We start from the raw sequence: 13,336 nt of genomic DNA, 5'->3' as shown, positions 1-13,336 counted from the left end.
CGGTTGCTGGTTCATCGAGGTGGGCCCGAACTTCACGAGTTCGTAGACGGCCCGGAACTGCTCGTCGGTCACCGGTTCGTCGGTGAACGTGTTGGCGGTGCGGGCGGCGCGGAACAACATGTCCTGCGCCGCCGCGTCGAGCGCCAGTAGATCGGTCGATGTCGCCGTCATGAAACCTCCGCGGCTCGAGTTACTTAGACTAGTCAGTCCAGTCCAGTAAATAGTAGATAGACTGGCTCGTCCACCCGCAGTCTTGGTGACCCAGGCCACTCATCCGTGAAAGGCGCCGACGGACATGTCGACATCGGCAACGCGATCGACCGGACCCGGCGGCCGCCCCCCAGGGGGCGATCCGGGTAAGCGGCGAGCCATTCTCGACGCCGCGATCGACACATTCCTGCGCGACGGCTACGAGCGGGCAACCCTCGACGTGATCGCCGAACGGGCAGGCGTGGCAAAACAGACCGCCTACAACCACTTCGGCGACAAACAGACCCTGTTCCTGGCCGCGGTCGAGCACGAACGCGCCCAGGTGGCAACGACCTTCGGCACCGCGATCGCCGGGTCGGATCGCACCGACGTCACCGCCGCGCTCGTCGAGATCGGCCACCGCGTCCTGCGGGTGCTGCTCGACGAGCGGGCGTCCGCTCTGCGCCGTCTCATCATCAGCGAGGTCGCCCGGATCCCGTCGCTGCGCCCCGCCTGCGCCGACGGCGAACCGAAACAGTTGGTAGCCCAGATCGCCGACCTGCTGCGCTCCCGCAGTGAACTCGATGTCGAGGATCCCGCGACCGCGGCCCGTCAGTTCGTCTCACTGCTCGTCCAGCAGGGTCTGCACGCGTCGATGTACGGCACGATCCCGCTCCCCCGCACCGAGGCCGAGACCATCTGCACCGAGGCCGCCAACCTGATCGTGCGCGCTTTCCGCACCGATCCGGGGCCCTCCCCATCCTTGCCTGCAGCAGAGTGACCCGCGACGCGATTCGCGCTGCCACGGCCACGCTATTCGAGCGCGTCGACCTGGTGTCGAGGGGTAACCTATTCAATCGATACAGTCGTCGGATCCGGCGAGGTCGGGTCCGGAATCGGAAGTCGGTAAGTCCCATGGTCTCCGCATCGGAGTTGGAAGAACTGGCCCACCAAGCCGAGGTCGACGGCACCGCTCCGAGAGTCGGTGTGATCATCGAACGCGACGGAACAGTACTACTCCTGGAGCGTCACGACAGCGGCCCGGTCAGGGTCCCGCTGAAGCTTCCCGGGGCCACCGTCAAGCCCGGTGAAACCCTGGCCGAGGCGGTGGCCCGCGGGGTGTGTGAGGAAACAGGGCTTGCTGTCACCGGGATCCGCCATCACGTCGGCGATTTCGACTACCTGTCCCCCGACGCACGCCCCGTCCGCCGACTGCATTTCGCCGTGGATGTAGCCGCCTTCGAACCGATTCGACTCACCGCCCACGCGCGGTACGCCTGGATGCCGCTCGACGGCCACCTCCCGGTGACATCCTCCATCCGCGGCATCCTCGGTACGTACCGCGATCTCGTCAACCACTGACACACAGGGGCTGGCTGCGATTCGCAGCATTTCGGACGTCAGGCGTCGACCGAGGCAGGCACCTCACGAGTGAGCCGCGACGAGTCGGCCGACCATGCCGCAGAACGACAACGACGCCCGACTCGACGACGGAAGTTGTTGTCACGCAGCGGCTTCAGATGTCCGGGGGTCGGCGATTGCTTGAGCGAGGTCGACGAGGAAGTTCGTCAGGACGTAGATCGCGCCGAGGATCAGGGTGATGCCGGCGATCGTGGTGTAGTCGCCGGCTTTCACCGCTTGGGCGGTGTAGAGGCCGATGCCTGGCCAGGCGAAGATCAACTCCAGCACGATGTCGGCGCCGAACATGGCGGCCACCTGCATGCCCGCGATCGACAATGTCGAGCTCACCGAATTGCGCAAGGCGTGTCTGCCGAGGACGCGTAGCTCGGTGAGGCCTTTCACGCGGGCGGTGCGAACGAAGTCCGAGCGCAGCGTGTGCTGCAAGCTGCTGCGCAGGGCCCGGCCGATCGCGACGGCGGGCACCAGGGACAAGCAGACCACGGGGAGGATCAGATGCTCGACGGCATCGAGGAATACGCTCGGCCGCCCGGCGACCAGTGAGTCGACGAGCAGGAACCCGGTGGGCCCGTCGGGCGCGTCGGCGTAGGAACTGCGGCCGCGAGCGGGGAGGACGCCGAATTCCTTGTAGAACAACAGGATCGCGAGCAGTGCCGCGAGGAAGATCGGCATCGACGATCCGCCGATCAACACCACCCGCAGCGCGCCCGATCCTGGCCAGCGCAGTGCCGTCGCCGTGCCGAGCAGCACACCGAGCAGAACCGCGAGCACGAACGCGCAGATGATCAGTTCCGCTGTGGCGGGCAGGAATTCGCCGATGTCGGAGCTGACCGGTCGCCTGGTTACCGCGGACTGTCCGAGGTCGCCGGTGGCCGCCCTTTCGACGTATTCGACATACTGCACGGGCAGCGGCCGATCGAGACCGAGATCGTCGCGTGCTCGTTCGACCACCTCGGCGGAGGCCCGGTCACCGACGACAGCCCGGGCGGGGTCCACCGGCGAGACTTGCCGCAGCACGAATACCACCCCGACGAGCGAGAGCAACACCAGGACAGTCCCACCGGTGCGCCGGGCTATGGCTGTGAGCATTCGAAGTTCTCCCTTGCGCAGGAGGAGAGGCGATTTCGGCCTGCGGTCAGCGATCGGTGAGGCGGTCACGGATGACATCGCCGGCGAGGTTGGCGATCGTGGCGAGCACCAACAGTCCGATCGCGGGCATGATCGGCACCCACCAGGAATCGAGCAGGTACGGCAGCCCCCTCGCGGACATCGCGCCCAGCTCGGGAGCGGGGGCGGGAGCACCGAGACCGATGAAGGAAAGTCCGGACAGCATCAGGATCAAGGCGCCGACGTCGAGACTCGCCGCGACAATGGTCGGCGGCCATGCGCCCGGAAGCAGGTGGAGCCGACCGAGTTCGAAGCGGCCTGCACCCGCCATCCGTGCGGCGCCGATGTGCGGCTGGGATCGGAGTCTTGTCACCTCGCCCCGCACGACTCGCGCGTACAACGGCCACCAGACCAGTGCCACCGCCACCAGCGTATGAACATACGACGGCCCGATCGCGGCTACGACGGCGATCGCGAGCAACGCCGCGGGCAGGGCGATGAAGATGTCGGTGATCCGCATCAGGATCCGGTCGACGATTCCGCCGAGGGTGCCCGCGACCGCTCCCACGGTCCCGCCGATGACGATTCCCGAGGCGATCACGCACAGGGCGCCTAACCAACTGGCGCGCATGCCGACCAACACGCGGCTCGCGATGTCGCGCCCGACCTCATCGGTACCGAGCCAGTGCGCCGCATCGGGAGGGGATGTCGGATTCCCGACCGGGAGATCGGGGTCGTACGGCGCGATCCAGGGTGCGCCGAGCATGACGACGATCAGCATCGCGAGCACACACAACGTGATCACCTCACTCGGTTTCACGCGTCCGCGCACCGCTGCCGCCGCCGGTGCCGATTCGACGCCCGCGCCACCGGTCAGCGGCGCCGACGCCGGCACGGCATCTGCCGGCTCGGCGAGCCGCTGTTCCGGTGCGCTCCCGATATTCGGTACGGCCTCCACCAGCGCCTTGCTGTAAGGGTGCGACGGTGCGTGGGCGACCTTCTCGGCGGCGCCGATCTCGACGATCTCGCCGCGAAACATCACGGCGATGCGGTCGGCGACGAAACGCGCCGCGGCCAGATCGTGGGTGACGAAGACGACCGTCAGCCCGAACTCGCGTCGCAGCGTCTGGATCAGGTTCAATGTCGACGCCGCCAGCGGTGCGTCCAGCGCCGAAGTCGGTTCGTCACACAGCAATACGTCGGGAACGACGATCGTCGCCCGCGCGAACGCCACGCGCTGCCGCTGCCCCGTCGACAAACTGGCGGCACGCAGGTCGGCGACGGCCGCCGGGAGCCCCACGCGTTCGAGGGCGGTGATCACCCGGGCCCGGCGCTCGGCCCGGCCGAGTGTCCTCGGCAGCCGTTCACCGACCTGTCGCTCGACGGTCAGCCACGGTGTCAGCGACGCGCTGACGTCTTGGAAGATCATCTGCGTCGACGTACCGGACACCTCGACGACGCCGCGGTCCGGTTTCTCCAATCCCGCGATCAGCCTGAGCAGAGTCGATTTTCCCGAGCCCGACTCGCCGACCACCGCGACGGCCTCGCCTGCTTCCACCTGCAAGTCGAGGTCGCGAAGCACCGTATGCACCTCGCGCCGGACCGATCCGGTGCGAAGGCGGAAGCTCTTGCCGACACCGCGGCACCGGACGGCCGGTCGCGAGCGGTCGGGGTGCTCCAACGGTGAGAAGGCGGAGGCCGGCCCACGCGCTCGGTTCCGGTCGACCTCTGCCGGAAGGATGCACGCGGCCTCGCCCGCGTGGAAGCCGGCCGGTGTCAGCGGGATCGGCGACTTCGCACAGTCCTCGGTGCGAAGCGAACATCGCGGAGCGAACGGGCAACCCGGCGCGGGGTCCCGGGGATCGGGTGGCATGCCCGTCAGCACAGGTATTCGATGGTTCACCGGCAGGCTGAGATCGAGGCGCGAATCCAGAAGGCCGACGGTGTAGGGGTGCGCGGGGGTGGCGAGGACGTCGGCCGTGGCGCCGACCTCGATCAGGCGACCGCCGTACATGACCGCGACCCGGTCGGCGACCGCGGCGGCGACGCCGATCTCGTGGGTGATCAGCAATACCGAACAGCCGAGTTCGGCTCGCAGGTCGCGGAGCAGGGCCAGAACCTGCGCCTGCACCGTGACATCGAGCGCCGAAGTAGGCTCGTCGGCGATGATCAGGTCCGGTCGCGTGGCGATCGCGATCGCGATCATGACTCGTTGCCGCATTCCCGCCGACAGCTCGTGCGGATACGAGCGCAGCCTGCGATCTGGCTGTGGGATGCCGACCAGGTCGAGCAGCCGGACCGCCTCCGCGGTCGAGCCCGCGACCTCCCGCACCTGCTCGCCGATCCGCATCGTCGGGTTCAGCGAAGTCATCGGATTCTGGAACACCGCGCCCAGATGCGCGCGCCGGACTCTCCGTCGCTCGGCCGGCGAGGCGGCAATCATGTCGACGCCACAAACCTCGGCCCGCCCGGTGACGACGGCAGGTGGGTCGCCCACCGGCAGTCCGAGCAGGCTCAGCCCCAAAACGCTCTTGCCGGAACCGGATTCCCCCACGAGCGCGATGATCTCCCCGGCCGCGATCTCGATGCTCACTCCCCGAACCGCGTGCACCGCGACGCCCCGGTGGCGAAACGTCACCTCGAGGTCGCTGACACATGCACGCGGAAGGCGGCCGCCTTCGTCCCCGTCGGCTGCTCCTGCGCGGAAGTGCTTCACCTCGCTGTCACCTTCCGGAGCAGGTTGACAGGAACCATGCCCGTGCCGAGCAGCGTATGGACGATGTCGCCGATGCCCGAACCGGTCACGATCACGTCCTCGATATCGCAGAGGTTGATGATCCAGGCCTGACCCATCACGATCTCGGCGCCCTCGACCCAGTGCCGTTCGGCCTCTGCTTTGCCGAGTGATCGTTTCCCGGCGTCCATGACGGCGTCCAGCGTGGTGTCCGAATAGTTGAACCAGTTGATCGGGGAGACGCCGGTGCGGAAGAAGATCCGCAGTGTGGTGTCGGCGTTGAGCGCGTCGCCGCCGGACCCGTGGACCAACATGTGCGGCTGCTGCCCGACCGGTGTCGAATGCAGGGCGAATACCTGCGAGGTCGGCATGGCCCGCACCGTAGCGGCCAGTCCCAATGCCGCGAGCTGCGTCTGAAGGAGTTCGGCGACACGGGCATCGGTGGCGCCGCCGGCCTCGTCGTAGGCGACGTCGATCCGCTTGTCGCCGTCCGGCAGTTTCGCGATCAATGCCTTCAGTTCGGCGGTGTCGTGGTCCGGCGCATCCGGTGCGGCGCCGTCCGGCAGCACTCCGGCCGGGTAGAACTGGGTGGATCGTGCGACGGTCGAGCCGTAAGCGGGTTCGATCAGCGCGGGAACGTCCACCGCCTTGCGCATCGCCTGGCGGAACGCGGTATCGGCGAACGGGCCCTTCTTCCAGTTCAGGAAGATCGACGATTTGAACGCCGTCGGGTGCTCCGTCACGGTCAACGCCGGGTTCGCCCGCATCGCCTCGATCGCGGCGATCGGCAGACCCTTGGTGATCATGTCCAGCTGGCCCTGCTCGAGCAACAGGCGTTGCGACATGATGTCCGGGATGATCTCGATGCGCAGGGTGGTGAATTCCGGTTTCGTCCCCCAGTAGCCGTCGTACGCGGTCAGCGTGTAGTGACTGCTCGGCACGAACTCGGTGATCCGGTAGGGGCCGGTTCCCGCATCGTGGGTGCTCAACCAGTCCTGAGCCAGGTCACCGTTCACGCTGTGGGCCTGTATCGCGGTCGGGCTCACCGCTTTGAGCCCCCACGGGCAGGCGAGGTAGTCGAGGAACGGTTGGACCGGATGGGCGAGTTCGATCACGAGCGTGAAGTCGTCGGGCGCGGACATCGACTCGACGTCGGCGATCAGGTAGGCGGGTGCTTGGTCGATCGCCGAACGTCGTTCAAAGCTTGTGATGATCGTGGCGGCTGTCATCGGCGTGCCGTCGTGAAAGGTGACACCGGCACGGAGCTTGAACATGTAGGTGAGCCCGTCGTCGGTGACCGTCCACGACTCGGCCAGGCCGGGCACGATCTCGGATGAATCGGGGGCGTAGGCGACCAAGCCTTCGTAGACGTTCAGGGTCACCTGTAGACCCTCGCCCTCGTAGAAGATGTCGGGGTCGGGCACCTGCATGTCGGCCAGGAACCCGAACCGGATCGTGTCACCGAACGTCACGGCTCCACGGGATCCGCCTGAACATGCCGACAGCAACGCCGATACTCCGAGGGCTTCCCCCACCGCGACGAGCGCGGTGGCCTTCAGGAACGTCCGTCGGTCCGCGGTAGTGCCCATATCGCAACGCACCTTTCAGAGCCGTCGCGGGCGAGGTGCCGGGCTCTACCGGCATCGCGAGCGACATCCGATTTCGTTCCGAGGTCCGCCACCCAACCCCTTTGCGACGACCTCACGCATGATCCGAATCTCAAGTGTCACACAGGAATCCGGGGACAGATCTCGAAATCGTGCGCGGCACAACCGAAAACCGCGCTTCACAGCGAGCGACGGCGAGCAGCGAGCCGGCCGACCAGCCGACGTCGAGGGTGCACAGATGACCGAATTACGGCGGCGTTCGGCGCGTTTTCGGAAGCCGAAGCAGGACTGGATGATCCGAGGCGATGCGCTCCGGAGTCGCGGTCCACAGGGCTTGACACGAGAGCTCCGTAATGTGCGGCATCTATTGACAGCACGGCCGTGGTGATGCGATGTTGAATACAGCACAGACCCGCGACAACCGAGACGCGAACGATCACGCCTTCTGTGATTCACAGATCCGGTCCGTGCTTCTATCGTGTACCTCTCCTCGACTATTTCCCGGGCGCCGGCCCGAGTTGTTGTGCTTGGATATCATCGTCCGTCAGGGGTGAAGACGTGAGCGACAAAGAAACCAGCGATGCGGTATCAGATTTCGGAGCCCCGGAAACCGATCGAGCCTATTCCGGATACACACTCGTCGAGAGCCACGAGGACAATTTCGACGATGATTTCCGACCACAGGTCTGCGACATGGCGGATCTGCGCGGCACCCCGGCAGCACGAGATCGTTTCATCGACCAGCTCGGTACCGCCATGGTGGACGTCGGTATCGCGATATTGACCGGCCACGGAATCGGCGCCGACGAACTTCAGGCCATCGATCGCAACGCACTGAACATTTTCACAACGGTGCCCGAAGACCAGAAGATGAAGTTCGTTTCGACGGACTGCGCATACGGCGAACCCTACTATCTGGGGTACGTTCCACTCCAGGAAAGTATGCCTGCGCTGCCGCATGCGGTGGAAGCGTGGGAATTCGACCGATCAGCGTTCCGAATCACCGGAGAAGACGCGGACGTGGCTCTCGGCCACTGGCCCGACGAGAAATACGAATCAGCATTCAGAAAATTCTGGCATGCGTGCGAGGAGCTCACCCAGCAGCTCGGCAGAGCCCTGCTGCAGTACCTCGACGTCGATCCGTCGCTCTACGACCAGAACATCTCCCCCACGAACGACGTCCTGAGGTTGAATCACTACCCACCGATCAGCTCACCCCTCGAGGACCTCGCCTCGCCCGCGCGCGTGCTGTCTCACGAGGACTACGGGCTGCTCAGTTTGATGACCGGAAGCCCGGTCGAAGGACTACAGGTATATCGCCCGCAGAACGAGGCGTGGAGCAGGGTGTACACGCCGGCCGACTCCCTGGTCGTCATCAGTGGTAAATGGCTCGGCTATATCAGTGACAATCGCTTTCGCGCCTGCACACATCGTGTCAGCGTGCCACGCGATCCCGCCCAGCGCGCCGCGCCCCGGGTGACGGTCCTCTATACACTTCATCCCTATGAGGCGGCGATCCTCGAAGTTCTACCGGGATTTCAACCGGAACGGCCGCCGATCAGTGGCAAAGAATTCATGACAAAGGTTGCCGACAGGCTGTCCGAACGATGCCGGAATATGACGAGCCCGAACACCTCTGGACCTGCCGGGGTTCGCCCCTCGATCAACGGAGCGTGGTGACGATGCTGTTTCTCCCCCGCGCCGAGCTGGCTTCGCTGTTCGAGCAGGCTCGGTACCGCGCCTTTCAATTCGAGGTGGAAGACGACCACGTCGTGAGCGACGAACACGAACCGATGCGTCGATATCAGGCCGGCCTGGTGCCGCTCGACCCGGACGACTACCCGGTGTTGTGGAAGGAATGGGAAGACCTGAGCGACGCGACCACCGCACGAGGAGTCGCTATGCAACGCGTGCGAGTGGTCACCGAACCGCTGACCGATTACATCCGTTTTCTCCACGCGGTGACCGATCGCAACCAGGCACACGGTGAAGACATTCGCTGGCTCCCCCGGCACTGGTGCCCGTCGGAGGACTACACCACCGACGAGTGGTGTCTGATCGACGACGACACACTCGCCTGGACCTTGTTCGACGCGGAGGATTTCGTGGGTTACGGCCTGACGCACGACCCGGTCGAAGTCGCCCGCGCGATCGCCATACGTGACGCGTTGTGGGCAAAAGCCGTGCCCCACAACGACTACGTACCGGGGGCCGGCCTCCCCTGACGTGACCGGTCACCACCGTCCCCGCGAACCGCGCCGCCCTGCGGCGCGTACCCGCACGGCTTGCGGCCCACCGTCACAGCGAAGTCGCATCCCAGAGCACGGGACAGATCTTGGGGTCGCTGTAGTCGACGTCCCCGTTCGGAAGTCTGCCGCACAGTCGATCGTTGACGTGCGACTGCAATTGTCCCGTTTCGTCGTAGACTCGCTGGTATCGGTTCGCGCCATCCTGCATGTGCACGATCAGTCCCACTCGCGCGAGGTTGCTCAGATTCGAGCCACTGCCGTGAATCGTCATGCAGCTGTGGAAACTCACCTGCCCTTTGCGTAGCAACAGCGGCACGCGCCGAATCGGCATTCCGGTACTCATGAGCAAATTGTCCGCCTTCGCCGGGTCGGCGCCGAGAATGAACTCGTCGTTATAGCGAATCGCGCGTATCTGCTCGGTATCGGACCATCTGTGGCTCCCGTCGATCATGACGACGGGTCCCATGGATTCGTCACTGTCCTGGAGCGCGATCCATGCGGTCAACATCTTGGTGGAGGTGCAGGTGCGCCAATGAACACGGTCGGAATGCCATTCGATGGTGTGCTCGGTGCGCGGTGGTTTGTATATCAAGCTGCTCAACCAGAGCCTGATCTGACCGGCCCGCGCCAGTCGCGCCGCGATGGCCCCGATCAACGGCTGGAGCATGAAACTTCCGAGATATTCGCTGGTCAGTGCGACGTGATCATTGAACCGGAGACGGTGCGGCGAACCCTCGATCCAGTCGTCCACCTCGTCGAGCGTGACAGGTAACGTGCTGTCGCGCTCGCCCCTGTGATGCGCAGCCAACGCCGCCGACGCGGCATCGACTACTTCGTCGGTGAACAATCGTGGGGTAACGAACCAGCCGTGCTGCTGATAGAACTCGACGTCGTCGTCGGATGGCAGCAACTGCTGTTCGGCCGGTGACAATTCGAACATGATTCCTCGTTTCTACTCGTCCCACAGCACTGGACAGATCGCGGGGTCGCTGTAGTCGAAATCGCCGTTCGGCAACCTGCGGCACATCCGGTCGTTCGCCGTGGTGAGCAGTTCTCCCACTTCGTCGTAAACCGCTTGATAGAGATTCGGGCGATCCTGCATATCCACCGTCGCACCGACCCTGGCCCGCCCGCTCAGATTGGGGCCGCTGCCGTGCAGTGTCAGGCAGTGATGGAAACTGACTTCGCCTTTGCGCAACAACATGGGAACGGTGCGCAGTGGCATGCCGGTCCGCTCGAGGCGGTCCTGCAACAACGCGGGATCGGCGCCGAAGAATGTTCGACCGTATCTGATGGCACGAATTTCCTCGGTATCCGGCCAGCGGTGGCTTCCGTCGATCATCACCACCGGACCCATGGATTCGTCGCAGTCCTGTAGCGCGATCCACGCGGTCACCATATTGGTGGAGGTACAGGTACGCAGGTAGGCGCGTTCGGCGTGCCATCCGATAGTGGTATCGCCGCCGCCGGTTTGTGGTTGCTTGTACACGATGCTGCTCTGCCACAATCTGATCTGACTCGTCTGCGCCAACCGTGCGGCAACGGCCGCGACTATCGGCCGCAGCATGAAATCGCGGAGGCGGCGATTGGTCAGTGCGACATAGTCGTTGAAGCGGATCTGGTGCACCGCGCCCGGGGTCCAGTCGTAGAGTTCGTCGATCTCGCCCGGCAGCTCGTAGTCACGCTCGCGCCGCTGATGTGCCTCCAAAGCGTCCAACGCATCGTCGACCGCCTCCTCGGTGAACAACCGCGGTGTGATGAACCAGCCGTGCTCCCGATAGAACTCGACATCGTCATCCGACGGAAGCAATTCTTTTTCAGCACTGGTCAATTCGAACACCGAACACCTCTTTCACATCGGCAATACGACGCCCGGACGCTGCCCATCGCTGTCCGGACTCACTTCAGCCCTAGCCGCCGGCCCGGCGGTCGACCACACGCAGGCGCAGTCCTCCTGGCATCAGGGACACCGACAGCGGGGGACGCATGCTTGTTCCGGGGGCGGTCTCGACCCGCCAGCGACTCGCGATGATCACCAAGGCCAGCACCACCTCCGTCATCCCGAAGGTTTCCCCGATACATTTCCTCGCCCCACCGCCGAAAGGCAGGAGGGCTCCGGGCGGCGATGCCGTGCGTTCCGGCAGCCACCGGTCGGGGTCGAAACGGCCGGGATCGTCGTAGAGGTCTGCCCGCCGGTGGATGAGGTAGGGGCTCACCGCAACGGTGCTGCCGACCGGCAGCTCGTAGGGACCGAGTTCCACGTCTGCGGTGACCTTCCGGGTGAAGAACCACGCAGGGGGATAGAGGCGAAGGGTTTCGGTGACGATCCTGCTCGCGACCGAAAGGCGCTCCAGATCACCGTATTCGGGTTGCCGACCGGCGAGCACCGTATCCACCTCGGCATGCAACCGCGCCTCGATGTCGGGGTGCTCGGCGAGCACGTACAGCACCCACGCCAACGCGGATGAAGTGGTTTCCGTTCCCGCGACGAAGAACGTCACGACGGCATCGCTGACGTCGTCGTCGATCGTGCCGGGGGCCTCACTTTCACGATCGTGGACGGTCAGCAAGGCCGAGAGCAGGTCCCCGTTGTCGATGCCGCTCGCCCGCCGTTCGGCGATGATGCCGTTCATCGTCGTGCGCAACCGCCGATTGGCGTGGTCGTACCGCCTGGTGCTGGGAATCGGGAGCCTGCTGATCACGTCGGGCAGCAGCGTGCGCTGGAAAGTGCCGCCGAAGGTGGTGGTGAGATCGCCGATCACCTCGTGCAGCACGCCCGCCGGGAGCGTGCTGGAGAACATGGCGGCGCCGAAGACCCTGGAGGTGATCGTGAACATTTCCGGACAGACGTCGAGGACTCGGCCCGATTGCCAACCGTCGACGACGGAGGCGATCTGGGTTGTCATCGTGTGCGCGTAGTCCGCGAGACGTCTGGGGTGAAAGGCAGGCTGGGCCAGGCGGCGCTTGTGCCGATGCTTGCTGTGTGTGCAGGTGGCGACGCTTTCGCCCAGCCACTCCCGCTCGCGATCCAGGAACAGACCGCCTTTGTCGAAGGTCCGGTCGTCGATCAGGACCTTGCGGGTGAGCCCGGGATCACACACCACCACAGCGGTTTTCGGGCCGAGGCGGATCTTCACGAGATCACCGTGTTCGGGCAGCTGCGACAGAAAGGTGAAGGGCTGCTTCACGAAAGGCAGGAGATGGCCGACCACCGGTCGCGCGCCGGGCGCAGTCGGTATCTCGCGGGAAGGCTCAGTCATGAGTCGCTACGTTCCCTTTATAGATGCCGGGCTCAGCGCTGCCTGCGGCCCCGACCTGGCGAAGCCATCCGAACCAGTCCTCGAGGCCCCACGACCGGACAACGAGTCCGTCGGTGATCTGGTGGAATTCGTGGATCCGGATCCGGACGGCTCTTCCGGTGGGGGGAACACCGAGCCACTCCCCCTCGTGGACGCCGCGCATCTCCCCGCGGACCGCGACCATCCCGTTGCCGTCCGCCCCACGTCCGTCGACGATCGCGTGCACGACGATCCTGAAGTCGGCGAAAGCGTGATCGACTGCGGCGACAAGGCTTTCGATCCCGGCACGACCTGACGCGGGCCCGGGCGACTCGTCGACCCAGTCGGGAGCCATCACGTCGTCCAGCAGACCGACGTCGCCGCTCAAACCGCGGTAGAACGTGGTGATCAGGTCATCGACCGATCGCGTCATCGCCGAGCTCCTTCTATCGCTTTTCGTATGCCGCGGACAAGAGCTTGTTGACGTATTCGAGGGCGAGCCTCGGCGTCCGGAGAATCTCGACGGTCTCGTTCGGCAGCAGCATCGGTATGCGGACATGCCATTCCCGCTGAATTCGTTCGGCCAGTTCGATCGTGCCGAGCGAGTCCAACCCGAGTTCCTCGAAGGGCTCGTCGAGTGTTTTCTCGGTGAGCTCGAGGTCGGCTCCTTCACACGCCCGATACAGTCGGCTCAAGTCGTCGAGGGCGAACTCTCTCATCAGTACTCCTTGTTCGGAAAGGCAGCGACTCGAG

12 protein-coding genes and 1 pseudogene are annotated in these 13,336 nt (G+C 65.0%); 4 read left to right on the top strand and 9 right to left on the bottom strand.

All coding sequences use genetic code 11. From position 1 onward, the window contains the following. Window positions 1–171: pseudogene (locus NI2_RS35285) on the bottom strand (malonic semialdehyde reductase); the annotation flags it as partial. Window positions 172–295: 124 nt separating this feature from the next. Here NI2_RS35285 and NI2_RS23720 point away from each other — a divergent pair. After that, window positions 296–970 carry a TetR/AcrR family transcriptional regulator gene (locus NI2_RS23720; RefSeq protein WP_067494404.1) on the top strand — a complete coding sequence of 225 codons (675 nt, stop codon included), beginning with the start codon at window positions 296–298 and terminating at the stop codon, window positions 968–970. 134 nt (window positions 971–1,104) lie between these two features. After that, window positions 1,105–1,551 (top strand): NUDIX hydrolase, encoded by a 447-nt coding sequence (locus NI2_RS23715; RefSeq protein WP_067494401.1) that lies wholly within the window; start codon window positions 1,105–1,107, stop codon window positions 1,549–1,551. Between the two features lie 141 nt (window positions 1,552–1,692). Here NI2_RS23715 and NI2_RS23710 read toward each other — a convergent pair whose 3' ends face one another. The 3 genes from NI2_RS23710 to NI2_RS23700 all read right to left on the bottom strand — a co-directional run bounded on the left by NI2_RS23710 (window position 1,693) and on the right by NI2_RS23700 (window position 7,038). Beyond that, window positions 1,693–2,697, bottom strand: a complete 1,005-nt coding sequence (locus NI2_RS23710) for an ABC transporter permease (protein WP_067494398.1) — start codon at window positions 2,695–2,697, stop codon at window positions 1,693–1,695. Window positions 2,698–2,743: 46 nt separating this feature from the next. Continuing rightward, window positions 2,744–5,308 carry an oligopeptide/dipeptide ABC transporter ATP-binding protein gene (locus NI2_RS23705; RefSeq protein ID WP_243750093.1) on the bottom strand — a complete coding sequence of 855 codons (2,565 nt, stop codon included), beginning with the start codon at window positions 5,306–5,308 and terminating at the stop codon, window positions 2,744–2,746. A gap of 119 nt (window positions 5,309–5,427) precedes the next feature. After that, complete coding sequence (locus NI2_RS23700; protein WP_084476676.1) at window positions 5,428–7,038, bottom strand: ABC transporter substrate-binding protein; 1,611 nt, start codon at window positions 7,036–7,038, stop codon at window positions 5,428–5,430. Window positions 7,039–7,614: 576 nt separating this feature from the next. Between NI2_RS23700 and NI2_RS23695 the strand changes: the two genes are divergently transcribed. Together NI2_RS23695 and NI2_RS23690 are read left to right on the top strand one after the other, a co-directional pair. Next, entirely contained in the window at window positions 7,615–8,736 is a 1,122-nt protein-coding gene (locus tag NI2_RS23695) for a 2OG-Fe(II) oxygenase family protein (protein ID WP_067494392.1), read from the top strand. 2 nt (window positions 8,737–8,738) lie between these two features. Then, a complete protein-coding gene (locus NI2_RS23690) occupies window positions 8,739–9,281 on the top strand; it encodes a DUF6879 family protein (RefSeq protein WP_067494389.1) in 543 nt (180 codons plus the stop codon). Window positions 9,282–9,354: 73 nt separating this feature from the next. Here the strand turns inward: NI2_RS23690 and NI2_RS23685 are convergent, their stop codons facing one another. The 5 genes from NI2_RS23685 to NI2_RS23665 form a co-directional block, all read right to left on the bottom strand. Continuing rightward, window positions 9,355–10,245 carry a phytanoyl-CoA dioxygenase family protein gene (locus NI2_RS23685; protein ID WP_067494386.1) on the bottom strand — a complete coding sequence of 297 codons (891 nt, stop codon included), beginning with the start codon at window positions 10,243–10,245 and terminating at the stop codon, window positions 9,355–9,357. A gap of 12 nt (window positions 10,246–10,257) precedes the next feature. After that, window positions 10,258–11,145, bottom strand: a complete 888-nt coding sequence (locus tag NI2_RS23680; RefSeq protein WP_067494383.1) for a phytanoyl-CoA dioxygenase family protein — start codon at window positions 11,143–11,145, stop codon at window positions 10,258–10,260. A gap of 70 nt (window positions 11,146–11,215) precedes the next feature. Then, a complete protein-coding gene (locus NI2_RS23675) occupies window positions 11,216–12,565 on the bottom strand; it encodes a cytochrome P450 (RefSeq protein ID WP_067494379.1) in 1,350 nt (449 codons plus the stop codon). After that, complete coding sequence (locus NI2_RS23670; protein WP_067494376.1) at window positions 12,558–13,016, bottom strand: ester cyclase; 459 nt, start codon at window positions 13,014–13,016, stop codon at window positions 12,558–12,560. The genes NI2_RS23675 and NI2_RS23670 overlap by 8 nt, the downstream gene beginning before the upstream one ends. Window positions 13,017–13,029: 13 nt before the next feature. After that, a complete protein-coding gene (locus NI2_RS23665; RefSeq protein ID WP_067494373.1) occupies window positions 13,030–13,302 on the bottom strand; it encodes an acyl carrier protein in 273 nt (90 codons plus the stop codon). Window positions 13,303–13,336 lie beyond the last annotated feature (34 nt).

The organism is Nocardia ignorata NBRC 108230, from assembly GCF_001612905.1.
Taxonomy (GTDB): domain Bacteria; phylum Actinomycetota; class Actinomycetes; order Mycobacteriales; family Mycobacteriaceae; genus Nocardia; species Nocardia ignorata.
The sequence above is the reverse complement of the archived record's forward strand: the minus strand, read 5'-3'. Positions and strand labels throughout refer to the sequence as shown.